General features: G+C 65.8%; 22 protein-coding genes. 6 read left to right on the top strand and 16 right to left on the bottom strand.

Going from position 1 to position 21,922, the window contains the following annotated elements; all coding sequences use genetic code 11:
• Positions 1-15: 15 nt before the first annotated feature.
• From ruvB to aspS, 5 genes are all read right to left on the bottom strand, one after another.
• The gene (gene ruvB / locus MXC11_RS02465; RefSeq protein WP_250004755.1) at positions 16-1,065 is read right to left on the bottom strand and encodes a Holliday junction branch migration DNA helicase RuvB; all 1,050 of its coding nucleotides are present in this window, start codon (positions 1,063-1,065) and stop codon (positions 16-18) included.
• A 15-nt stretch (positions 1,066-1,080) separates the two neighbouring features.
• Positions 1,081-1,686, bottom strand: coding sequence for a Holliday junction branch migration protein RuvA (ruvA, locus tag MXC11_RS02460; protein WP_250004737.1), 606 nt, complete (start codon positions 1,684-1,686; stop codon positions 1,081-1,083).
• 17 nt (positions 1,687-1,703) lie between these two features.
• Positions 1,704-2,228, bottom strand: coding sequence for a crossover junction endodeoxyribonuclease RuvC (gene ruvC, locus MXC11_RS02455; RefSeq protein WP_250004726.1), 525 nt, complete (start codon positions 2,226-2,228; stop codon positions 1,704-1,706).
• Between the two features lie 58 nt (positions 2,229-2,286).
• The gene (locus MXC11_RS02450; protein WP_250004723.1) at positions 2,287-3,033 is read right to left on the bottom strand and encodes a YebC/PmpR family DNA-binding transcriptional regulator; all 747 of its coding nucleotides are present in this window, start codon (positions 3,031-3,033) and stop codon (positions 2,287-2,289) included.
• Positions 3,034-3,121: 88 nt separating this feature from the next.
• On the bottom strand, positions 3,122-4,897 hold the full coding sequence (gene aspS, locus MXC11_RS02445) for an aspartate--tRNA ligase (protein ID WP_250004720.1): 1,776 nt from the start codon (positions 4,895-4,897) through the stop codon (positions 3,122-3,124).
• A 255-nt stretch (positions 4,898-5,152) separates the two neighbouring features.
• On the opposite strand from aspS, the gene MXC11_RS02440 reads away from it, so the two are divergent.
• From MXC11_RS02440 to cptA, 3 genes are all read left to right on the top strand, one after another.
• Positions 5,153-5,623 carry a Dps family protein gene (locus MXC11_RS02440; RefSeq protein WP_250004718.1) on the top strand — a complete coding sequence of 157 codons (471 nt, stop codon included), beginning with the start codon at positions 5,153-5,155 and terminating at the stop codon, positions 5,621-5,623.
• A 247-nt stretch (positions 5,624-5,870) separates the two neighbouring features.
• Positions 5,871-6,551 (top strand): cold-shock protein, encoded by a 681-nt coding sequence (locus MXC11_RS12135; RefSeq protein ID WP_284060332.1) that lies wholly within the window; start codon positions 5,871-5,873, stop codon positions 6,549-6,551.
• Positions 6,552-6,688: 137 nt separating this feature from the next.
• The gene (cptA, locus tag MXC11_RS02430) at positions 6,689-8,455 is read left to right on the top strand and encodes a phosphoethanolamine transferase CptA (RefSeq protein WP_250004715.1); all 1,767 of its coding nucleotides are present in this window, start codon (positions 6,689-6,691) and stop codon (positions 8,453-8,455) included.
• Between the two features lie 29 nt (positions 8,456-8,484).
• On the opposite strand, the gene MXC11_RS02425 is transcribed toward cptA, so the two are convergent.
• The 9 genes from MXC11_RS02425 to MXC11_RS02385 all read right to left on the bottom strand — a co-directional run bounded on the left by MXC11_RS02425 (position 8,485) and on the right by MXC11_RS02385 (position 15,739).
• A complete protein-coding gene (locus MXC11_RS02425) occupies positions 8,485-8,700 on the bottom strand; it encodes a SlyX family protein (RefSeq protein WP_250004712.1) in 216 nt (71 codons plus the stop codon).
• A 12-nt stretch (positions 8,701-8,712) separates the two neighbouring features.
• Complete coding sequence (locus tag MXC11_RS02420; RefSeq protein WP_250004709.1) at positions 8,713-9,135, bottom strand: HIT family protein; 423 nt, start codon at positions 9,133-9,135, stop codon at positions 8,713-8,715.
• Between the two features lie 57 nt (positions 9,136-9,192).
• Complete coding sequence (locus MXC11_RS02415) at positions 9,193-10,698, bottom strand: ATP-binding protein (RefSeq protein ID WP_250004706.1); 1,506 nt, start codon at positions 10,696-10,698, stop codon at positions 9,193-9,195.
• Complete coding sequence (locus MXC11_RS02410; RefSeq protein WP_250004703.1) at positions 10,695-11,354, bottom strand: response regulator; 660 nt, start codon at positions 11,352-11,354, stop codon at positions 10,695-10,697. Before MXC11_RS02410 ends, MXC11_RS02415 begins: the two co-directional genes overlap by 4 nt.
• Before the next feature lie 106 nt (positions 11,355-11,460).
• Positions 11,461-12,123 carry a TRAP transporter TatT component family protein gene (locus tag MXC11_RS02405; protein ID WP_250004700.1) on the bottom strand — a complete coding sequence of 221 codons (663 nt, stop codon included), beginning with the start codon at positions 12,121-12,123 and terminating at the stop codon, positions 11,461-11,463.
• A gap of 19 nt (positions 12,124-12,142) precedes the next feature.
• A complete protein-coding gene (locus MXC11_RS02400; protein ID WP_250004699.1) occupies positions 12,143-12,934 on the bottom strand; it encodes an SDR family oxidoreductase in 792 nt (263 codons plus the stop codon).
• The gene (locus MXC11_RS02395; RefSeq protein ID WP_250004696.1) at positions 12,921-13,595 is read right to left on the bottom strand and encodes a TenA family transcriptional regulator; all 675 of its coding nucleotides are present in this window, start codon (positions 13,593-13,595) and stop codon (positions 12,921-12,923) included. The genes MXC11_RS02400 and MXC11_RS02395 overlap by 14 nt, the downstream gene beginning before the upstream one ends.
• A 13-nt stretch (positions 13,596-13,608) precedes the next feature.
• Entirely contained in the window at positions 13,609-15,057 is a 1,449-nt protein-coding gene (locus MXC11_RS02390) for an AMP-binding protein (RefSeq protein ID WP_250004693.1), read from the bottom strand.
• A complete protein-coding gene (locus MXC11_RS02385; protein ID WP_250004690.1) occupies positions 15,044-15,739 on the bottom strand; it encodes a thermostable hemolysin in 696 nt (231 codons plus the stop codon). Before MXC11_RS02385 ends, MXC11_RS02390 begins: the two co-directional genes overlap by 14 nt.
• A 235-nt stretch (positions 15,740-15,974) precedes the next feature.
• On the opposite strand from MXC11_RS02385, the gene MXC11_RS02380 reads away from it, so the two are divergent.
• From MXC11_RS02380 to MXC11_RS02370, 3 genes are all read left to right on the top strand, one after another.
• A complete protein-coding gene (locus tag MXC11_RS02380; RefSeq protein WP_250004687.1) occupies positions 15,975-17,258 on the top strand; it encodes an OprD family porin in 1,284 nt (427 codons plus the stop codon).
• A gap of 157 nt (positions 17,259-17,415) precedes the next feature.
• The gene (locus tag MXC11_RS02375; protein ID WP_250004686.1) at positions 17,416-19,131 is read left to right on the top strand and encodes a proline--tRNA ligase; all 1,716 of its coding nucleotides are present in this window, start codon (positions 17,416-17,418) and stop codon (positions 19,129-19,131) included.
• Between the two features lie 7 nt (positions 19,132-19,138).
• Positions 19,139-20,089: a hypothetical protein gene (locus tag MXC11_RS02370; RefSeq protein ID WP_250004683.1), complete on the top strand. Its 951-nt coding sequence runs from the start codon at positions 19,139-19,141 to the stop codon at positions 20,087-20,089.
• A 48-nt stretch (positions 20,090-20,137) separates the two neighbouring features.
• Here the strand turns inward: MXC11_RS02370 and MXC11_RS02365 are convergent, their stop codons facing one another.
• Both MXC11_RS02365 and MXC11_RS02360 read right to left on the bottom strand, forming a co-directional pair.
• Positions 20,138-20,608, bottom strand: coding sequence for a TlpA family protein disulfide reductase (locus tag MXC11_RS02365; protein WP_349665488.1), 471 nt, complete (start codon positions 20,606-20,608; stop codon positions 20,138-20,140).
• A gap of 8 nt (positions 20,609-20,616) precedes the next feature.
• Positions 20,617-21,864, bottom strand: a complete 1,248-nt coding sequence (locus MXC11_RS02360; RefSeq protein WP_250004868.1) for a YihY family inner membrane protein — start codon at positions 21,862-21,864, stop codon at positions 20,617-20,619.
• Between the last annotated feature and the right edge of the window lie 58 nt (positions 21,865-21,922).

Genomic DNA, 21,922 nt, shown 5'->3' with positions numbered 1-21,922 from the left:
CCAAGTATTTTTGCTTCAGTCGACACCCTGACCGGACGCATCCGCCAGCCGCTCACCCAAGCGCCCGGGAACGTCCAGACCAAAGTGCAGATAGGCGTGCCGCGTCACCACCCGGCCACGGGGGGTGCGCATGATGTAACCCTGCTGAATCAGGTAGGGCTCAAGCACATCCTCGATGGTGTGACGTTCTTCACCGATCGCCGCCGAGAGGTTATCCAGCCCCACCGGGCCACCATCGAACTTGTCGATCATGGTCAGCAGCAGGCGGCGGTCCTGATGGTCGAAACCGTGGGCATCGATGTCCAGCATGTCCAGCGCACGATCGGCAATATGCCGGCTGATCACCCCCTGCCCGCGCACCTCGGCGTAATCACGCACCCGGCGCAGCAGGCGGTTGGCGATGCGCGGCGTGCCGCGCGCCCGGCGGGCAATCTCGAAGGCACCGTCCGGGTCGGTGGGCAGCCCGAGAATCTGCGCCGAGCGGCTGACGATGGTCGCCAGATCCTCGATGGAATAGAACTCCAGACGCTGGATGATCCCGAAGCGGTCGCGCAGCGGGTTGGTCAGCATCCCGGCCCGGGTGGTGGCGCCGATCAGGGTGAAGGGCGGCAGGTCCAGCTTGATTGAGCGCGCCGCCGGCCCCTCGCCGATCATGATATCGAGCTGGTAGTCCTCCATGGCCGGATAGAGCACCTCCTCGACCACCGGCGACAGGCGATGGATCTCATCGACAAACAGCACATCGCCAGGCTCGAGGTTAGTCAGCAGCGCGGCCAGATCACCCGGACGCTCCAGCACCGGGCCTGAGGTGCTCTTGATCGACACGCCCATCTCCTGGGCAATGATGTTGGCCAGCGTGGTCTTGCCAAGGCCCGGCGGGCCGAAGATCAGCGTATGGTCCAGCGCCTCGCTGCGCCCGCGGGCGGCGCGGATGAATAGCTCCATCTGCTCGCGCACCACCGGCTGGCCGATGTACTCGGCCAGCTTGAGCGGACGGATGGCGCGGTCGACTTGGTCCTCGCGCTCGCGGGCTGTGGCGGCGATCAGGCGATCGGCTTCAATCATGGGCAGTCATCCGGTTCAGGCCATGCCCTTGAGGGCACGGCGGATCAGTTCTTCGCTGGACAGGCCATCTTCCAGCACGGCTGCCACCGCGCGGGCAGCCTCGGCGGGCTTGAAGCCCAGTGTGGTCAGGGCGCTGACCGCATCACTTTCGGCGCTTGAGACCGGCGCGCTGCGCGTCGGTTCCAGTGCCAGGGCAATCACGCCCGGCTGGGTTTCCCAGGCCGTGAAGCGATCACGCAGCTCGACCAACAGCCGCTCGGCGGTCTTCTTGCCCACCCCCGGCACGCGGGTCAGGGACTTGAGGTCGTCCTGCTGCACGCAGCGCACCAGATCATCGACTTCCAGCGCCGACATCAGCGCCAGCGCCAGCTTCGGCCCGACGCCATTCAGACGGATCAACTCGCGAAACAGCTCGCGCTCGCGGCGCTCGGCAAAGCCGTAAAGCAAATGCGCATCCTCGCGCACCACCAGATGGGTGTAGAGCGTCACCGGCTCGCCGATCGCCGGCAGGCGATACAGGCTGCTCAACGGCATTTCCAGCTCATAGCCGACACCGCCGGCCTCTACCATCAGGTGCGGCGGCTGTTTTTCGGCCAGCAGACCGCGCAGACGTCCGATCATATCCGTGTTCCTTGGGGTCAGAGACGCAGCCGGCCGCTGCGCCGACGCGCGCTGGCCAGGCCATGGGGAATCAGGCTCTGCCGGTGATGGGCATGGCAGAGGGCGATGGCCAGCGCATCGGAGGCATCGATCTGTGGCTTTTTCACCAGCTTGAGCAAGTGCATGACCATCAACTGCACCTGCTCCTTGGCCGCGCCGCCGCTGCCGGCAATCGCCTGCTTGACCTGGCTGGCGGTGTATTCATCCACGCTCAGCCCCTCCTCCACCGCGGCGACAATCGCTGCACCGCGGGCCTGGCCGAGCTTGAGGGCAGAATCCGGGTTGCGGGACATGAACACCTGCTCGATGCCCATCATCACCGGCCCGTGCAGGCGGATAATTTCCCGCACGCCACGGTAGACCTTCTGCAGCCGCTCAGGCAGCGGCCCCTCACCGGTGCGGATGCAGCCGGAGGCCACGTATTCGCAGCCACGCCCGGTGTCACGCACCACGCCGTAGCCGGTGATGCGCGAACCGGGGTCGATACCGAGGATCAGGGTCATGCCACACTCGCACTGTTCATTCATCCAGAGCGGGCGAGTATACGGGATTGCGCAGGGCTCAGCCGAGCTGGGCCATGATCTCGTCGGGGATTTCCGCGTTGTGGTAGACGTTCTGCACGTCGTCCAGATCTTCCAGCATGTCGATCAGCTTGATGACCTTCTGCGCGGTTTCAAGATCGGTGATCGGCGCACTGATCGAGGGGATCATCGCAATGTCGGCTTCATCGGCCTTGAAGCCGGCCGCCGCCAGCGCCTCGTTGACGGCATGGAACTCGGTGAAGCTGGTGGAGACCAGCGCCGAGCCGTCCTCACCCATTTCCACATCGTCCGCGCCGGCTTCCAGCGCCGCTTCCATCAGTGCGTCTTCGTCAATGCCCGGTGCAAAGCTGATCTGCCCCTTGCGCTCGAACATGTAAGCCACCGAGCCGTCGGTGCCGAGGTTGCCGCCGCACTTGCTGAAGGCATGACGCACTTCGGCGGCGGTGCGGTTGCGGTTGTCGGTCATCGCCTCGACGATGATCGCCACGCCGCTCGGCGCGTAGCCTTCGTAGCTCAGCTCGGCGACGTTGTCGGCCTCGTTATTGCCCGCGCCACGGGCGATGGCGCGATCGATCACATCGCGCGACATATTGGCGGTCAGCGCCTTGTCCACCGCCAGACGCAGACGCGGGTTGTCGGCCGAAATCGCCCCGCCCTTGGCGGCGACGGTCAGCTCACGAATCAGTTTGGTGAAGATCTTGCCGCGCTTGGCGTCCTGGCGTCCCTTGCGGTGCTTGATGTTGGCCCATTTGGAATGACCTGCCATGACTTTCTCCGTCGTGTTTCTGAGGGATCCTGTAATTTTTGCCGACTGAAATGCAAGGAGCCTGGCATGACCAGGCTCCTGTAGCGACTTACTCGGCTTTGGCCTGCTCGCGCAGGCGGATATTCAGCTCGCGCAGCTGCTTGGCGTCCACCACACCCGGCGCCTGGGTCATCACACAGGCGGCGCTCTGGGTTTTCGGGAAGGCGATCACTTCACGGATCGAGTGGGCGCCGGTCATCAGCATCACCAGACGATCCAGACCGAAGGCCAGGCCACCGTGCGGCGGCGCACCGTACTTCAGCGCATCGAGCAGGAAGCCGAACTTCTCCTGCTGCTCTTCCTCGCTGATGCCGAGCACGCGGAACACCGACTGCTGCATGTCCTTGCTGTGGATACGGATCGAACCGCCACCCAGCTCAGTGCCGTTGAGCACCATGTCATAGGCCCGCGACAGCGCGGCGGCCGGGTTGGCCTCCAGCTCCTCGGGCGAGCACTTCGGTGCAGTAAACGGATGGTGCATGGCCGACAGCGAGCCGTCGTCGTTTTCCTCGAACATCGGGAAATCGACCACCCACAGCGGCGCCCACTCACAGGTCAGCAGGTTCAGATCATGACCGAGCTTGACGCGCAGCGCGCCGAGGGCTTCGGAGACGATCTTGGACTTGTCGGCGCCGAAGAACACGATGTCGCCATCGACCGCACCGACGCGATCGAGGATCACGTTGATGTTGTCCAGCGGGATGTTCTTGACGATCGGCGACTGCAGGCCCTCAACGCCCTTGGCGCGCTCGTTGACCTTGATGTAGGCCAGACCCTTGGCACCGTAGATGCCGACGAACTTGGTGTAGTCGTCGATTTGCTTGCGCGGCATGCTCGCGCCGCCCGGCACGCGCAGGGCGGTGACGCGGCACTTGGGATCGTTGGCAGGACCGGCAAACACCTTGAATTCGACGTCCTTGAGCTGGTCCTCGACATCCACCAGCTCCAGCGGGATACGCAGGTCTGGCTTGTCCGAGCCGTAGCGGCGCATGGCCTCGGCCAGGGTCATGTGCGGCAGCTCGCCGAACTCGACATCCAGCACTTCCTTGAACAGGTTGCGGATCATGGTCTCGGTCAGAGCCATGATGTCCGCTTCATCGAGGAAGCTGGTCTCGATGTCGATCTGGGTGAACTCCGGCTGACGGTCGGCGCGCAGGTCTTCATCGCGGAAGCACTTGGCGATCTGGTAGTAGCGGTCAAAGCCCGAAACCATCAAGAGCTGCTTGAACAGCTGCGGCGACTGCGGCAGGGCGAAGAAGCTGCCGGCGTGGGTGCGGCTCGGCACCAGGTAGTCGCGCGCGCCTTCCGGGGTGGCGCGGGTGAGGATCGGCGTTTCGACGTCGAGGAAGCCGTTGTCATCCAGGTAGCGGCGGATGCTCGAGGTGATGCGCGAGCGCAGCTTGAGCTTCTCGGCCATCTCCGGGCGGCGCAGGTCGAGGAAGCGGTAACGCAGGCGAGTTTCCTCGCCGACGTCGGTGTAGTCGTTGAGCGGGAACGGCGGAGTCTCCGCCTCATTCAATACATCCAGCGCGTAACCGAGCACCTCGATGGCGCCGCTGGCCATGTTCGGGTTGCGCGCACCTTCCGGGCGCAGACGCACGCGGCCGGTGATCTTCACCACATATTCGCTGCGCACCCGGTCGGCCTTGGCGAAGGTCTCGGCGCGGTCCGGATCGAACACCACCTGGGCCAGACCTTCGCGGTCGCGGATGTCGAGGAAGATCACCCCGCCGTGGTCACGACGGCGGTGGACCCAGCCGCACAGGGTGACTTCCTGGCCGTCCAGGCTTTCATTGAGTTGGCCGCAATAGTGGCTGCGCATCATGGTCGGTTCACTTCTTCAGGGTCGGGTGGAATCGCGGCGGGCACCGGGCATCGACCCGGGCATCGTCTGCGGCCGGCACAAGGCCCGGCGAGACAGGCGGCGCGTGACAAAGGGCGGGGATTATAGCCTGAAAGAATCCCCCGGCGCAGTGCCCGCCCACGCGCTGCAGCGCCTCTCCAGCACGCTGCACGCCCCACCGGCAGTCATGCTAGGCTGACAGCGCAAAATCCCGCCTGCCTGAAGAGGAGAACCCCCATGAAGATCGATATCGGCATCAACGAGCAGGATCGTGCCGCCATCGCCGAAGGCCTCTCGCGCCTGCTGGCCGACACCTACACCCTGTACCTGAAGACCCACAACTTCCACTGGAACGTCACCGGGCCGATGTTCAATACCCTGCATCTGATGTTCGAAACGCAGTACAACGAACTGGCGCTGGCGGTAGACCTGATTGCCGAGCGCATCCGCGCGCTGGGCTTCCCGGCACCCGGCACCTACGCGGCCTATGCGCGCCTGTCCTCGATCAAGGAAGAGGAAGGCGTACCCAGCGCCCAAGAAATGATCCGCCTGCTGGTCGAAGGCCAGGAAGCCGTGGTGCGTACCGCCCGCGGCCTGTTCCCGCTGCTCGACAAGGTCAGCGATGAGCCGACCGCCGACCTGCTGACCCAGCGCATGCAGGTCCACGAGAAGACCGCCTGGATGCTGCGCAGCCTGCTCGAAGGCTGATGCCCTGCGGGCCGGCGTGCAAGGCGCCGGCCCGCCATGTCTTGCAACAGGGGACAATTGAGACCCTGCAGGCTTTAGGCTTAAATAGCCGGCGCGCGTCCCACCCTGCGCCTGCAATTCTATGTGGTGGTGGCGCCCGTCCGGCTCCGCACACGCAGCTGCCCGGCCACCCTGCCGGCCTTTCCATGCCCTGCCCGCTGTCACGTCCGGACGAATCATCTGTCTATTCGTTCACAAGGTGAGTTCATTGAGTACCGTCAAAACCCTGCACCTGTTATCGGGTGCTGCCGCGTTGCTGCTGTCGTTTGTGCCCAGTCTGCGCGGCGAAGCCCTGCCGTGGCTGCAGCAGCCGGCCGCCATTCATCTGGCCTTCATCGGTCTGACCAACCTGCTGGTCGCCGCACAACCCCTGCAACCCGGTCGCCGCCAGCGGCTCAGCAGCGGCCTGCTGGTATTGGCCGTGATCCTCCAGGCCACCAGCCTGCTGCTGCCCCTGGAGCAGCTCGGCGGCGTGCCCCTGCTGCTGGCCAGCCTGATCGCGCTGGCCGGCGCGGCCCTCTCGCAACTGCTGCCCGCCAGCCGGCGCAGCGAAGCCGCCGAGCAGAGCGCACCCGCTGCCGAGCGGCGGCCGAGCACCCCAGGCGCCGCTACCACGGGCAGCGCACGCCCCGCCACGCGCCAGCCGGCCGATCGCGGTGTGCTGCGCGAGAACGGCACGGTGAAGTGGTTCAACACCTCCAAAGGCTTTGGCTTCATCTCCCGCGACAATGGCGATGACATCTTCGTGCACTTTCGCGCCATCCGCGGCGATGGCACGCGCATGCTGGTCGAAGGCCAGCGGGTCGAATTTGCCGTGGTGCGCCGCGACAAGGGCCTGCAGGCCGAGGATGTGATTGCCGACTTCCCCGATCAGGCCACGCGGTACTGAGTGAGTGCGCGGCACTGGCTGGAGGGATACCCCCAGCCGGTACCGCGCTAGATCGCGACAGACCGGCCAGCGCCGCTCTTCAGACTTTCTTAAGATCAGGACCGCAGGCTAGGCGTATCTTGCCAAGGATACGCACCATGCCACTCTCTGCTGCACCTTCCCCACAGACCACCCCAGAAACCAGCGCCTCACGCTGGGCCGCGCTGGGCTGGGCTTATCTGTTCTTCTGGTACTTCTCCGGCGTCTATCACCTGCTGCTGCAACTGGCCGATGCGACCATCTTCGTCGGCTTTCGCCAGGCGATGATCGTCAGCCTGCTCTGGCTGATACCGCTGCTGCTGTTCCCGCGCCATACCCGCGCCCTCAGCGCGGTACTGGGCGGCTTGCTGTGGCTGTGCTCGCTGACCAGCCTGGGCTATTTCATGGTCTACGGGCAGGAGTTCTCGCAGAGCGTGATCTTCATCCTCTTCGAATCGAATCCGCGCGAAGCCAGTGAATATGCCGGACAATACTTCGCGTGGTGGATGCTGCCTGCCCTGCTGGCTTACAGCGCCGGGGCCTGGTGGCTGTGGCGGCGCCTGCGTCCCCTGTCCTTCAGCCCGCTACAGTCGGGAGCGCTGGTGGCGAGCATCCTGCTCGGTCTGTTCGGCTATCCGGCACTCAAGCTGACCCGCGCCAATGCACTGACCTTGCCAATACTGGCGGAAACCTACATGCAGCGCATGGAACCCGCCACGCCCTGGCAGCTGGTGTTTGGCTACGCGCAGTATCGCCAGCGACTGGAAGCCATGCAGGCACTGCTCGAGGACAACCAGCGCATTGCGCCGCTGGCCGAACTGCAGGACGCCCATGCCGGCCTGCCGGGCACCCTGGTGCTGGTGATTGGCGAGTCGACCAACCGCCAGCACATGGGCCTGTACGGCTACGCCCGCGACACCACCCCCAAGCTGCAGGCGATCGAAGATCTTGAGGTGTTCCGCAACGTGATTGCCGCACGCCCCTACACCATCGAGACCCTGCAGCAGACGCTGACCTTCGCCGACCCGCAGAATCCCGAGCGCGACCTCAGCGCCCCCTCGCTGATGAACCTGATGAAGCAGGCCGGCTACAAGACCTTCTGGATCACCAACCAGCAGACCCTGACAAAGCGCAACACCATGCTCACCTACTTCTCGCAGCAGACCGATGAGCAGATCTACCTCAATCACAGCCGCGCGCAGAACGCCCGCGAATACGACAGCAACGTGCTGGCACCCTTCGAGCAAATGCTCAAGGACCCGGCCGAGCGCAAGTTCATCGTCGTGCACCTGCTCGGCACGCACATGAAGTACGAATACCGCTTCCCGCCGGAAGCGGCCGTGTACCGCGACCGCACCGGGCTCGCCGACTGGGCGGATGAGGAGCAGGTCGAGGTGATCAATGACTACGACAACGCCGTGCGCTTCAACGACAGCGTGATGGCCGGGCTGATCGAGCGCCTACGCGGCTCAGGGGATGACGGCCTGCTGGTCTATCTCTCCGACCATGGCGAGGATGTGTTCGACTCGGGCGATCATCAGGTGCTGGGACGCAACGAAGCCAGCCCGACCTTGCCGATGTATGCGGTGCCCTTCCTGCTCTGGCGCTCCGAGGGCTGGCGGGCGCGTGATCCGCGCGATTTCAGCGCCTATCACCAACGCCCGCACGCACTCTACGACTTCATCCATACCTGGTCGGATCTGGCAGGCCTGAGCTATCAGGGCCACGACGCCAGCCGCAGTCTGCTCTCGGCCCGACATGTCGAGCGGCCGCTGTGGGTCGGAAATCCGGCGCAGGCGCGCACCCTGCGGGATTTTCGCCCCTACATGGAGCTGGATGCCCCACGTCTGGCCGGGCGGCGCGTCACGCCGCCGGCCATCCCCTGAGGTACGCCGGGTATCGGCGCGCGCGGCGCTCAGTAATGCGGTGGCGGGGGTTCGTCCTCGCCGCCGCCCAGCTGTCCGACTTGCCCGGCCAGCTCGCGCTGACGAGTCGCCAGCGCCTCGACCTGGCGCTGCAGCCGCTCGATCAGGCGGTTCTGTGCCAGCACCTCGTCACTGAGCTGCTGCAGGGTGTCGTCCTGAAAGGCCAGACGGGTTTCCAGTTCGGTGATGCGCATTTCCAGACTCATCGGCCAAGCTCCTCAGACAAAACGACAATCGCGGCCATCGAGCATCCGCTGCACGCGCTCGCGCACCGCCTGCAACTCTTCCGCCGTGTAGGGCTGCGCCGCGCCCTGCCCCCAGACCGGAGCCGGCCAGGTGTCATCGCTCCGGCGCCGGCCAATCACGTGCAGATGCAGCTGGCTGACCACATTTCCCAGGGTGGCGACGTTCATCTTGTCGGCGGCAAAGGCATCCTTGACCAGCTCGGCCAGCAGGGTCGCCTCCTGCCAGAGTTGCTGCTGATCGGCAGCCTCCAGCTGGAACAGTTCGCTGACTTCCTCCCGGCGCGGCACCAGGATGAACCAGGGATAGCGGGCGTCATTCATCAGCAGCAGGCGGCACAGCGGCAGATCACCGATCGGCAGCGTGTCCTGCGCGAGACGGGTATCGAGGACGAACATGGCAGCAGCTCCTTGTAGGCAAGCGGGCGCCCTCACGCGGCGCCCATCACAGGCTGCTCAGTGTGCCACAAGCGGCTGATCGGCTGATGCGTGCAGATGACGGGGCAGCCAGACCTCGATCTGCAGACCACCCAGTGGCGAAGCCTGCAGACGGATCTCCCCGCCATGCAGCTCGACAATGCGCTGGACAATGGACAACCCAAGTCCGGCGCCGGCACCGGCGCCGCTCTCCAGCCGGAAGAAGCGCTGGAACAGCCGCTCACGCTGCTCGGGAGGCACGCCGGGGCCGCTGTCGGCCACACACAGACCAATACGTCGCGCCTCGGCGCGCAGGCTGACCGTGATCTGCCCGCCTTCGGGGGTGTACTGCACGGCATTGCCGACTAGGTTCTGCAGCAAGGTACCGAGGCTAGGCGCATCAGCGGACAGCCGGTAGTCGGCGGTCTCGTCGATCTCCAGCGCCAGCTCCTGCCCCCGGGCCAGCGCCAGGGGAATCAGCTCGGCCAGCTCATTGCGCAGCCAGCGCTGCAGGTCCAGCTCGCGCATCGCCCCCTGCACCACCTCAGGCTCCAGACGGGCCAGGGTCAGCAGCTGGGTCACCACCCGGGTCGAGCGCTCCACGCCGCCGATCAGCTGCTGCAGAGCGGCGGCGCGATCAGCAGGATCCGGCGCCTCCAGGGCGTTCTGCGCGTGGATGCGCAGCACCGCCAGCGGGGTACGCAGCTCATGGGCCGCATCGGCGAGAAAGCGCTTTTCGTGCTCCAGCAGGCTCTCGACCTGCTGCAGCAGCCGATTGAGCGCCGTCACCATCGGCTCCAGCTCACGGGGCAGCGCGCCCAGCGCCAGAGGCGCCAGCGTGTCAGGATCACGGGCCTTGAGCGCCGCCGCCATGCGCTCCAGCGGACGCAAGCCGACCCCGATGGCCAGCCAGACCAGCACCGCCAGCAAGGGCAGCCCGATCAGATCCGGCAGCAGGCTGCGCAGAGTGATCTTGCCGACCAGCTCGCCGCGCACATCCTCGCGCTCGGCCACCATCACCCAGAGATGGTCCGCAGTGTCGTGCAACATGAAGGTGCGCCACTGACGACCATTGAGCGGCACATCGTGATAGCCGACCAGCTGGGTGGCGATGCTCGCCAGTGCCACACCAGCCTCGCGCTGCGGCCTGTGCGCCGCCCGGTGCGCCTCGACCACCAGACGGCCAAGCGCCTCAAGCGGCGCGCCCGCCGACTGCAGCAAGCCCTTTCCATCGTCGTCGAATACCACAAAGCCCAGCTTGCTCTCGTACTTGTGACCCTGGGCATCGGCCATCGCAGGCGCGGTGCGCCGCGCCAGCAGCGCACCGTCCAGCGACTGCTGCAGCGCCAGACGCGCCGATTCCGGCATCTGGCCATGCACCATGCCGGCCAGCAGCCGGGCACTCTGCGCCAGCTGAGCATCGAACAGCTCTTCGATCTCATGCTGAGCATCGCCGTAGCTGCGCCAGGAAATCACCGTCAAAGACAGCGCCAGCACCCCGAGCACCCGTACCAGCGTGCGGGCGCGAATCGAGCGCAGGCTCATGCCTTGTCCACCTGATAGCCGACGCCGCGCAGGGTGCGGATCAGCTCGGGAAAGAATTTTTTGCGCAGGTGATGCACATGCACCTCCAGGGCGTTGCTCTCGATCTCCTCACCCCAGCCATACAGCACCTGCTGCAGGCGATCGCGGGTCAGCACCCGACCCGGCTGGGCGAGCAGTTCGTGGAGCAGCAGAAACTCCTTGCGGGTCAGGCTGACCGGCTCGCCGCGATAGGTGACCTGCTGGCTTTCCAGATCAATGCGGATGTCACGGTACTCCAGCGCCGGCTGGGCGCGGCCGAAGCTGCGGCGCAGCAAGGCCCGCAGGCGCGCCTTGAGCTCGGCGACATCGAACGGCTTGACCAGATAATCATCCGCCCCGGCATCCAGCCCCGCGATGCGATCGAAGGTGGCATCGCGGGCGGTGAGCACCAGCACCGGCAGTGGATTGCCGGCAGCGCGCAGGCGGCGCAGCACCTCCAGGCCATCCATGCGCGGCAGGCCCAGATCCAGCACGCACAGATCGAAACTCTCACTGCTCAGGGCATGCCAGGCGCTGGCGCCATCCTGCAGCCAGTCCACCGTGTAGCCCTCGGGCTTGAGGGCGGTACGAATCCCCTCGCCCAGGGCCTGATCGTCTTCCACCAGCAATATGCGCATACCTGACCTCGCTCCAGGATTCACTGACCGGCCACGCGGATCAAACTTCCGCCGCACCGCCGGCCATGATAGTGGACGCGGCACCGGCAGCCAGCCGCTGGGCGCCTCAACGCGTTTGCGCCTGCAACCGGTTCAGCAAGGCGCGCGCCTCCTGACGCCGCCCGGCATCCGCCACCTCACGCCCCGCCCGCGCCGGAGCGGCCAGCGCCTTGCGCAGGGCCGCTTCGGCCTCGGCGTAACGCTGCTCGCCCATCAGGAAGTCGGCATAAAAGAAGTTGGGATCGATGCCATCCGGATTGATCGCCAGTGCCTGCTTGAGCAGCTCCTCGGCACGCTCTGCATTGCCAAAGCTGATCGGCCAGCCGGGCACCTGATAGTACAGCGAGCCAAGGCTGGTATACGCCGAGCCCTGCAGGGCGTTGGGGTCAAGGCGCAGCGCCTGCTCAAAGGCACTGCGCGCCTGCTTGACCAGATCCAGCGCGCCCAGCCCGCCCTTGGCACCCGCCCAAGTGCTGAGAATGATCCCGCGCCAGATCAAAAGCTCCGCCGCCTGCGGCTCCGCCTTGAGCAGGGTTGCGGCCTCGCCGGCCAGTTGCTCGAAGGCCGCCTCGCGCTGCGCCTCGGGCAGTTGATAGTTGATCGCTGCCCAGCGGCTCTGCAACTGCTTAAGGTTCTGCTCGCCGCTGGCAGTCAGGGCAAAGCCTGGCAGGCTGACCAGCAAGGCAGCACCCAGCATGACGGGACGCAGGAAAGATTTTTTAAGGCTCATACCCCCTCCGGGACAGGTATCAGGATTGACCGCGCGCAAAGCGCTGAATGATCGGCAACTGCTTGCGCAGGGCTCGATCCACCAGCCTCGGCAACAGGGCATTCAGACGGACAAAGAGTTTTTCCGGCCAGCCCAGATAGCGCTCCTTGCGCTCGTGGGCGATGGCCTCCAGCACCTGGGCCGCCACCGCGGCGGGGGTGTCCATCGCGGAATTCAGTTCAGCATTCATCGCCACCACCGAGGCGTCATTCATCGCCGTGTGCGTTGCCCGTGGCGCCACGTACAGCACCTTGATCGGCGTGTCGGCCAGCTCGCGGCGCAGCGCCTCGGAAAAACCGCGCACGGCGAACTTGCTGGCGCAGTAGGCGGCGTACCCCGGATAGCCGATCGAGCCCAGGGTCGAGCCGACATTGACCACCATCGCCTGCTCTTCCTGGTGCAGCAGCGGCAGCAGCGCCTGGGTGAGCTGCAGTGTGGCGGTGACGTTGAGCTGCAGCAGCGCGGCAATCGTCTCATCACTCTGCTGCTCGAACAGACCAAAACGGTTGACCCCAGCGGCATTGATCAGCAGGTTGATGCCGCCGCGGCGGCGCACCGCCTCCACCACCGCCTCGCGCCCGGCGTACTGGGTGAGATCAGCACACACAGCCTCGATACGCTCCGGGTAGCGGGCCACCAGAGGCTCCAGGCGCTCGCGCTGGCGCGCGACCAGTAGCAACTGAGCCCCCGCGGCGGCCAGCTGCAGCGCCAGCTGCTCACCGATGCCGCCACTGGCCCCGGTGAGCAGGATGCGGCAATCAGCAAGGTTCATGGGCAGCCTCCCCGGACAGCGGCAGGCTGCGGAACAGATCACCGTACAGGCGATAGACCACCTTGGCGGTGTGCAGGACGGCGGCCTGATCGTCCGCGTCCTCCAGACGATTCATCAGCCCCTTGAAGAACTCCACATGGCCGATATCCAGACTGCCGTGGGAGTTCAGGTAGCTGAACGCCTGCGCCGGCAACTGCAGGCGCTGCTGGATGATCGCCGCCGACTGGCTGGCCAGCGCGATGCTGGTGCCTTCCAGCACATGGACCATGCCGAAGAAGCTCACCGGGTTGGCCCGGGCGATGCGGTCGTAGACGTAGCTGACCATCAGCTCGGTGGGCAGCGCCGGTGTGGCCTGACGCACCGCCTCGGCATCGCCACCACAGGCGCGGATGTCGTTGAGGATCCACTCCTGATGGCCGTATTCCTCCTCGATGTACTCGGCGACCGCGCCGCGCAGCCACTCCAGCCGCTCTGGCAGGCGCGCGCCGCAGGCCATCAGCAGCGGTACAGTGTGCTTGACGTGGTGGTAGGCCTGGGCGAGGAACGCCACGTAGCTCTCCAGGGTGATGCGCCCGCTCTGCACCTCGGCAAAGATCGGCGCGGCCAGCAGGTAGTCCCGCTCGGTTTGGGTCTGTTGCTGCAGGGTATCGAAGAAATTCATGGTGGCAGATCCTCTAGACAGTCAAATCGTTCGTCAGGTCTTCGATGACCGGACGGTAATGTTCGAGCAGCGCGACACGGCGCAAGCGACCGTTGCTGGTAGCCAAACCATTGGCCTCACTGAAGGGGTGCGTAGCACGCAGCCAGTGGTGTACACGAGCGTAGTCCGGCAGCTGGGCGTTGACCGCATCGACCGCGGCCTGCAGCGCGGCATCGCTTACCTCGCCGCGCGGCACCAGCAGCGCGACGTTGGCGGCCAAGGCCTCGCCATGCAGCCAGGCCTGGGCGATGGCGGCCTGCTGGACCAGCTCGGCCTCCACCCATTCGGGATTGACGTTGCGGCCGAAGGCGGTGACGAACTGATGCTTCTTGCGCCCGTGCAGCACCAGAAAGCCCTCCTCCCAGTGCCCCAGATCCCCGGTCGCCAGCCATTCACTCGCTTGGGGCGGCTCGCCCAGATAACCGAGAAAGTGCGCACCCCGCACCAGCACCTCGCCATCGGCGGCCAGGCGCAGCTCGACATGGGGCAATGGCACGCCGACGCTGCCAATCCGGCGCTGGCCAGGTGTGTTCAAACACACTACCGAGGCGCATTCGGACAACCCATAGCCCTCGAACACCGGCAGCCCCAGCGCCTCGGCACGCTCCAGCAGTTGCGGCGCCACTCGCCCGCCGCCTACCGCGATAAAGCGCAGTGAGTCGGGCAGTAGCGCTCCGTGCTCGGCCGCTGTGACCAGCGCCAGCAGCAGCTGCGGCAGCAGGATCAGGCTGCTCGGCTTTACCTGCCCCAGAGTGGCGAGGAAGGCCGGCAGGTCAAAGCCGCTGGCACCCTGCATGCCGACCGTGGCCAGAGCCGGCAACTCAAGACCCGCACCGAGCAGCAAGGCGCTGTAACCGCCGGCCAGGTTCTCCAGCAGCACCGCCAGTGGCAGCACGCAGAGATGCCGGCTAATGCCGCAGACAGCGATGCGCTCGGCAATGCTCTGCGCCACCCGCAGCATCGCCTCAGCCGACAGGCACACGCCCTTGGGCTGCCCGGTAGTACCGGAGGTGTAGGTGATCTTCGCCGTGCCGGGCGCAAGCTCCGGCGCGTGGCTCACGGCACGCTGAGAAAGCCCCGCCCGCGGCGCAAAGCCCAGATCCGCAAAGGCCTGCGGATCGGCGGCCAGCAGCGTGTCAACGCCGGCACTCTCCAGCACATGGCGCTGCTGGGCGGAGGAAAAGAAGCCCGGCAACGGCACGCAGACCACGCCAGCCTGTAGCGCGGCCAGATCCCACAACAGCCAGTCCGGGCCGTTATCCAGCGCCAGCGCCAGACGCCGGACACCCCCTTGCTGCAGCTGCCGGGCACGCGCCCCGACCTCGGCGAGCAGCTCGCTGTAACTGAGGCGCTGGTGGCCGTCGCAGAGGGCCATCCGCTCGCCATGTCCGACCAGTTGCCGGAAGAACTCAGCAGGCGACATGGCTGCACTCCTGCTCGGCATCACGCAGCGACCGACAGCCCAGACGCTGGTAGACCCCCGCTGTCTGCAGACGCTGATGAGCCGCCAGCACATCCCCGACCATCACCTGCGGGTGCGTGGCGTAATAACTGCCCCAGTCCGCCTGCTCACTGCCCAGGCAACGCCCATCGGCCGCGCCCAGATTCAGCAGCGTCACCCCAAGGCGCTGGAAGCTGTTGAGCAGCAGCGAGGTACCGGTGAAGGCCACCCAGCGAATCCCGCTCAAGGCCAGCATCTGGGTCAGCGCCACGATCAGCAGGCGGGCCTGACCGGCACCACGGGCCGCCAGATTGCCGACCTCGACCAGCTGCTCGCGGTCCAGCGCCGGTGTCTCGCGCTGCCGAGCCACCGCCTGCTCAATTGGCTCGCTCAGGTAGCGCTCAAGAAACAGCGGCTCCGCCGCCGCCGAACGCAGCCCGGCCACGGCCTGCAGCTGGCCTGCCACATCCTTGAGCCCCAGCAGGCAGGGCATGAACTGACGCAGCTGCGCGCCGTAATGCTCGGCAAAGCAGGTGGCGATCAGGGTCTCGAATGGCTGGCGCCGTTGTGCGTCGGTACCGACGGCGCAGCCATACAACTCCAGCCCCTGCTCGGGACCAATCCGCAGCCAACTGCGCTCATCGAAGCTCGGTAACCCCGCCATGATCCATCTCCTCGAGTGGAATGCAGGATGATCTTCAAAGCCACGGCTTAAGAAACCATTAACCACTTCGCCCACGCGCCAGAGGCTTCCCAAGCAGCCTGCCAAGCGGCGCGATGCGTGGCATACAGCGCAGCGGGCTGCGCCCGTGATATAACGTCACAAAACAATAACAATGAATCCGTTGCCTGCACGGTCAGTGACAGGCCTGACTTTTATCGCTTTCAAGGAATACACCATGCAGATGAAATGGAACGTCATGGCGCTGGCCATCGCCGCCGCGACCAGCAGCTCCCTGACCCTGGCCAGCGCACAGAGCGAGTCGAAAGGCTTTATCGAAGACAGCAGCCTGAATGTGCACAGTCGCCTGCTGTACATGAACCGTGATTTCCGTAACGGTGCCGGTAACACCAATGCCATCACCGGCAAGACCAACGGCTATCGTGAAGAAACCGGCCTGGGCGTGCGCGCCTTTTATGAATCCGGCTTCACCCAGGGCACCGTGGGCTTTGGCGTTGATGCCCATGCCCTGAGCGCCATCAAGCTCGACAGCGGCAAGGGCCGTTATGGCACCGGCCAATTCGGCCAGACCGATGACGGCAGCGCCGACGACACCCAGACCCGCGGTGGCGCCGTGCTCAAAGCCCGCGTCTCCAACACCACCCTCAAGTACGGCAACCAGCTGGTCGAAACCCCGGTGTTCTCCACCGACGACGCCCGCCTGCTGCCGGAAGTCGCCACCGGCACCTTCCTGGTCAGTGAAGAAATCGATGGCCTGAGCCTGAATGCCGGTCGCTTCACCGCACTGAGCAGCATGACCGCCACCGGCCGCGACACCATCAATGGCAAGGGCGCGGCTGGCCTGACCTCGGCCAACATCTTCGGCGCCGACTACCGCTTCACCGAAGACTTCAGCGCCGGCCTGCACGCCTCTGATGTGGAAGATCACTTCAAGAAGACCTACCTCAACCTGAACTACACCCTGCCGCTGGGCGATGAGCGTTCGCTGAACCTCGACTTCAACGCCTACCGCAGCAAGGACGATGGCCGCAAGCTCTCCGGCGATCTCGACAACAAGATCTGGAGCCTGGCCGCCGCCTACAACATGGGCGCGCACACCTTCACCCTGGCGCACCAGCGCGCCTCCGGTGACACCGGCTATACCTACGGCATCGATGGCGGCGGCACCGTCTGGCTGGCCAACTCCGTGCAGTACTCCGACTTCATCGGCAAGGATGAGCGCTCCTGGCAGGTCCGTTACGACCTGGACATGGCCAGCTACGGTGTACCGGGCTTGAGCTTCATGAGCCGCTACATCACCGGCGACAACATCGACACCGGCGCCAGCCGCGATGCCAAGGAGCATGAGTTCAACTTCGAGAGCAAATACGTGGTCCAGGAAGGTGTCGCCAAGGACCTGTCTCTGCGCCTGCGCAGCGCGCTGTACCGCGCCAGCAGTGCCTATGATGACGATGTCAATGAAGTGCGCCTGATCGTCGAATACCCGCTGAGCATCCTGTAACGCCTGCCAGCTCTTCGTCTGTCACCAGAGCCCGGCCCCCGCGCCGGGCTCTGTCGTTTTCGCAATCGGCGCGCCGGGGCGTGCGCTGTACGCCATCTGACCCGCGCCGTACAATGCAGGCCATTTTTCCGCCCAGCGAAACCGGATACTTCAGCCCATGCGCACCAGCCAGTACCTGATCTCGACCCTCAAAGAAACGCCCGCCGATGCCGTGGTGATCAGCCACCAGCTGCTGCTGCGCGCCGGGATGATCCGCCGCCTCGCCTCGGGCCTCTACACCTGGCTGCCGATGGGCCTGCGCGTGCTGCGCAAGGCGGAGAAGATCGTCCGCGAGGAGATGGACGCCGCCGGCGCCCTCGAGGTGCTGATGCCGGCGATCCAGCCGGCCGAGCTGTGGCAGGAATCCGGCCGCTGGGAGCAATACGGCCCCGAGCTGCTGCGCCTGAAAGACCGCCACCAGCGTGACTTCTGCGTCGGCCCGACCCATGAAGAAGTGATCACCGATCTGGCCCGTAACGAGCTGAACAGCTACAAGCAGCTACCGATCAACTTCTACCAGATTCAGACCAAGTTCCGTGACGAGATCCGCCCGCGCTTCGGCCTGATGCGTGGCCGCGAGTTCCTGATGAAGGACGCCTACTCCTTCCACCTGACCCAGGAGTCGCTGCAGGACACCTACAACCGCATGCACCAGGCCTACTGCAGCATCTTCACCCGCCTGGGCCTGAACTTCCGTCCGGTACAGGCCGATACCGGCTCGATCGGCGGTACCGGCTCCCACGAATTCCATGTGCTGGCCGACTCCGGTGAGGACGACATCGCCTTCAGCGACAGCTCCGACTACGCGGCCAACATCGAGAAAGCCGAGGCCATCCCACGCGAAACCGTGCGTGGCGCGGCGACCGAAGCACTGCGCCGAGTCGATACCCCGGATGCCAAGACCATCGATGAGCTGGTCACCCAGTTCGGTGTAGCGATTGAAAAAACCGTCAAGACCCTGGTGGTGCGCGGCGCTGAAGAAGGCCAGCTGATCGCCCTGCTCGTGCGCGGCGATCATGAACTGAACGAGATCAAGGCCGCCAACCACCCGCTGGTTGCCAGCCCGCTGGTGATGGCCTCCGAGGCCGAGATCCGCGCCGCCATCGGTGCTGGCCCAGGCTCGCTCGGCCCGCTGAACCTGCCGATCCCAGCCGTCATCGACCGCTCGGTGGCGCTGATCAGCGACTTTGCTGCCGGTGCCAACGTCGACGGCCAGCACTACTTCGGCCTCAACTGGGAGCGCGACCTGCCGCTGCCGGATGTCGCCGACCTGCGCAACGTGGTCGAAGGCGACCCGAGCCCGGATGGTCAGGGCACGCTGGTAATCAAGCGCGGCATCGAGGTCGGGCATATCTTCCAGCTCGGCACCAAGTACAGCGAGGCGATGAAGGTTTCGGTACTGGGCGAAAACGGCAAGCCGGTCACCCTGATCATGGGCTGCTACGGCATTGGCGTATCGCGCGTGGTCGCTGCTGCCATCGAGCAGAATCACGACGCCCGCGGCATCCTCTGGCCGGAAGCCCTGGCGCCGTTCCAGCTCGCTATCGTGCCGATGAAGTACGAAAACGCCGAGGTCAAGGCTGCCGCCGATGCGCTGTACGCCGAGCTGAGCGCCGCCGGCTATGAAGTACTGCTGGATGATCGTGACAAGAAGACCAGTCCGGGCGTCAAATTTGCTGACATGGAACTAATCGGCATCCCGCATCGCCTCGTGATCAGCGAGCGGGGCCTGGCCGAGTCGGTTCTCGAATACAAGGGCCGCCGTGACGGCGAGGCGCAGAACGTGCCGCTGGCCGAGATCCAGGCCTTCCTCGCCGCCCGCCTCAACCGCTGACGAGATCATGCCCAGACGCCACCATCGCCTTGCCGGCGCCGCCCTGTGCGGCGCCGTGTTCCTCACCGGCTGCGCCAACCAGCTGCCGCAACGCAGCGAGCTGGAGTCGCGCGTCGAGCGCCGGCTGCTTGATCACAGCCTGTATCTGGATGCCGGCGAGGTGCGCACGCTGAGCCAGCCGCGCCAGACGGTGCGCGTCAACGAGCAGAAGACCTTTGAGGTACGCGAGTACGAGGTGACGCGCCGCTACCAACGCTACACCCCCTACCAACCGTGGCGCGAGCTCTACGAGCTGCCCCTCGGCGCCCTGGCGCTGGTGGCGGGTGGCGCGGCTAACCTGGTGAACGTGGTGGCGCTGGGCAGCCTGCCGGACAACGTGACCCGTGGCTGGATCGGCTACGGGCTGGCGGGGATCAACCCGTTCATGAATGTCGAATCCAACGGCCGTGCCCAGCAGAACCTGGCCGCGCTCGAGGAGCAGCCGCGCGATCTTCGTCTGGAGCACAGCAACCTGCCGTGGAGCGAGCGCCCGGTGACGGTGCGGGTGGCCGGGCAATTGTATGAGCTGTTCACCGATGCCCAGGGACAGCTGGAGCTGGACCTGCTGGATCAGCCGTTCAGCGAGCTGGACAGTCGCCGCCTGGACCACCTGCAACTGCGGGTCGAGAGCGATGACGGCAAGACCCATGCCGATCTGCGCCTTGGCATCGAGGCGGATCTGCGCCGTCGCCTGCGCGAGGCCCGCGCCCTGATCCATGCGGATCTGGAGGGTGAGGATGTGGATCGCTGGGTCGAGCGGGTGCGCCGCCTGGTCGCCCTGCAATTCGATGAGGAGGCCGATGAACTCGAACAAGGTCTGCTCGAACTGACCCGTCACGACCCCGAGCTGCAGCAGGAGCTGCTCGAGGGGCTACGCCGCAAGGCCGGGCGCACCCCAACCCTGCCGGAGGATGACTGACGGCCAGCTGGCCGCCGTCATCCCGCCAGACGCCGCAGCACCTGACGCTTACGAGCCCGGTGCTGCGCCCAAGGCACGCAGACGCGCCCGCAACCCGTCGGCCGTCTGCTCGCCGACCAGCGTCTCGCGCACCTGCCCGGCCGGATCAACCAGCAGGGTCACCGGCAGCGCCCGCAGCGGCTCGATGCCCAGCCGCGGGCCCGGGTCCTGCACCAAGGTGGTAAAGCCAATGCCCAGCGCCGCGATGGCCGCCTGCAGCTCGGCCCCTTCCAGCGCATCGAAATTCACCCCCAGCACCCGCACCTGCCCGGCCGGCAGCTCCGCCTGCAGACGGTTGAGCTCCGGCACTTCCTTGCGACAGGGCACGCACCATTCCGCCCAGTAATTGACGATCAGCCAGCGCCCCTGCAACTCGGCGGCCGAAATCGTGCGCCCCTGCTGGTCCGGGCCCCAGTCCGGCGCTTCACGCCCACAACCTGCCAGCAGCGCCAGCGCGCCCAGCAGCAGAATCCTGCTCATGCCTGCCATCATCGGTGGTTTTGCTCCTCAGTAAATTGCGCCGGACCGCCGTCCAGCCAGTCGGCCAGACTGCCGCCCAGCAGGGTTTGCTGCTGCTGCGCCAGCGCCTGCAAAGCGATGCGCAGCGGCGGATACCACGGCGCGTGATCAACCTCCGGCAGCGCCGGCAGCGCTGGCAACGGCCAGGGGCTGCGCTGCAGCAGGGTGAACAGCGAATAATCGTGCAGGTCACGGCACAGCAGCCAGTCGCCGTGGGCATTACGCTGGATCAGCCGCTCAGACTCCAGCCAGTCGAGCTGCGCCTGCCAGTCCGCCTCGCTGGCCACCCGCCCAAGCCGAGACAGCGCTGCCCGCGACAGAGCCCGCCCCTCGCGCTGCGCCTTGAGCAGGCCCTCCAGCAGGCTGAGGACGTTGAGCACCGGTGGCCAGGCGCCTGCACGCCACAGCGCCGGCATGCCCAGCGTGCTGACCAGCACCGCGCCGAGCAGCACGATCAGCCAGGACACATAGATCCACAGCAGAAACAGAGGCACGGCGGCAAAGGCGCCGTAGATCAGCTGATAGCCCGGGAACAGGGTGACATACAGGGCAAACAGCGCCTTGGCCGCCTCGAACAGCAGCGTCGTCAGGCAGCCGCCGGCCAGCGCGTGGCGCAGCGGCACCCGGGTGTTGGGCACCGCGGCGTACAGCAGGGTAAAGGCGGCAATGCCGGTGACCAGCGGGGTAAGCGACAGCAGCGCCGCAGCGCCCGGCAAGGCATCCGGGCCGGAGAACAGGGTCAGCGAGGTGACGTAGGTGCTGGCGGCAAAGCCTGCGCCCAGCAGCAACGGCCCAAGGCTCAGCACAGCCCAGTAGAGCAGAAAGCTCGACACCCCGCGCCGGGCCTGACGCACCCGCCAAATCTGGTTGAAGGCCTGTTCGATGGTGGTCAGGGTCAGGAAGGCGGTGACGATCAGCATGCCGACGCCGATCCAGGTCAGCTCACGGGCCTGACCACTGAACGACTGCAGGTACTCCAGCACCTGCTCGCCAGTCGAGGGCACCAGATTGTGGAAGACGAACGCCTGAATCGGCTCGCCCAGCTCGCGAAACGCCGGGATCGCCGCCAGCATGACAAAGGTCACCGTCATCATCGGCACCACGGCAAACAGCGTGGTATAGGTCAGCGCCGCCGCACTCTGTGGCGCCCGATCGGCCAGAAAGCGCGAGACCAGAAGACGCAGGAAGCGCCAGGCAGTCTGCAGATAGGAAGTCATCATCCGGTGGGGCGATCTGCCGGCAATGCAGACCACGCAACTCCTTGCTCCGAGAAAA

It is taken from the genome of Pseudomonas eutrophicaquae (genome assembly GCF_023544715.1).
Lineage (GTDB): Bacteria > Pseudomonadota > Gammaproteobacteria > Pseudomonadales > Pseudomonadaceae > Geopseudomonas.
The sequence above is the reverse complement of the archived record's forward strand: the minus strand, read 5'-3'. Positions and strand labels throughout refer to the sequence as shown.

Coding starts and splice junctions, on each gene's coding strand:
- MXC11_RS02395 (WP_250004696.1), bottom strand. CDS start 13,595: ATGAATTTCTTCGATACCCTGCAGCAACAGACCCAAACCGAGCGGGAC.
- MXC11_RS02370 (WP_250004683.1), top strand. CDS start 19,139: ATGCCCAGACGCCACCATCGCCTTGCCGGCGCCGCCCTGTGCGGCGCC.
- MXC11_RS02375 (WP_250004686.1), top strand. CDS start 17,416: ATGCGCACCAGCCAGTACCTGATCTCGACCCTCAAAGAAACGCCCGCC.
- MXC11_RS02365 (WP_349665488.1), bottom strand. CDS start 20,608: ATGAGCAGGATTCTGCTGCTGGGCGCGCTGGCGCTGCTGGCAGGTTGT.
- MXC11_RS02415 (WP_250004706.1), bottom strand. CDS start 10,698: ATGAGCCTGCGCTCGATTCGCGCCCGCACGCTGGTACGGGTGCTCGGG.
- MXC11_RS02400 (WP_250004699.1), bottom strand. CDS start 12,934: ATGAACCTTGCTGATTGCCGCATCCTGCTCACCGGGGCCAGTGGCGGC.
- MXC11_RS02420 (WP_250004709.1), bottom strand. CDS start 9,135: ATGTTCGTCCTCGATACCCGTCTCGCGCAGGACACGCTGCCGATCGGT.
- MXC11_RS02425 (WP_250004712.1), bottom strand. CDS start 8,700: ATGAGTCTGGAAATGCGCATCACCGAACTGGAAACCCGTCTGGCCTTT.
- aspS (WP_250004720.1), bottom strand. CDS start 4,897: ATGATGCGCAGCCACTATTGCGGCCAACTCAATGAAAGCCTGGACGGC.
- MXC11_RS02440 (WP_250004718.1), top strand. CDS start 5,153: ATGAAGATCGATATCGGCATCAACGAGCAGGATCGTGCCGCCATCGCC.
- MXC11_RS02385 (WP_250004690.1), bottom strand. CDS start 15,739: ATGGCGGGGTTACCGAGCTTCGATGAGCGCAGTTGGCTGCGGATTGGT.
- ruvB (WP_250004755.1), bottom strand. CDS start 1,065: ATGATTGAAGCCGATCGCCTGATCGCCGCCACAGCCCGCGAGCGCGAG.
- MXC11_RS02360 (WP_250004868.1), bottom strand. CDS start 21,864: ATGACTTCCTATCTGCAGACTGCCTGGCGCTTCCTGCGTCTTCTGGTC.
- MXC11_RS02410 (WP_250004703.1), bottom strand. CDS start 11,354: ATGCGCATATTGCTGGTGGAAGACGATCAGGCCCTGGGCGAGGGGATT.
- MXC11_RS02390 (WP_250004693.1), bottom strand. CDS start 15,057: ATGTCGCCTGCTGAGTTCTTCCGGCAACTGGTCGGACATGGCGAGCGG.
- ruvA (WP_250004737.1), bottom strand. CDS start 1,686: ATGATCGGACGTCTGCGCGGTCTGCTGGCCGAAAAACAGCCGCCGCAC.
- ruvC (WP_250004726.1), bottom strand. CDS start 2,228: ATGACCCTGATCCTCGGTATCGACCCCGGTTCGCGCATCACCGGCTAC.
- MXC11_RS02450 (WP_250004723.1), bottom strand. CDS start 3,033: ATGGCAGGTCATTCCAAATGGGCCAACATCAAGCACCGCAAGGGACGC.
- MXC11_RS02405 (WP_250004700.1), bottom strand. CDS start 12,123: ATGAGCCTTAAAAAATCTTTCCTGCGTCCCGTCATGCTGGGTGCTGCC.
- cptA (WP_250004715.1), top strand. CDS start 6,689: ATGCCACTCTCTGCTGCACCTTCCCCACAGACCACCCCAGAAACCAGC.
- MXC11_RS02380 (WP_250004687.1), top strand. CDS start 15,975: ATGCAGATGAAATGGAACGTCATGGCGCTGGCCATCGCCGCCGCGACC.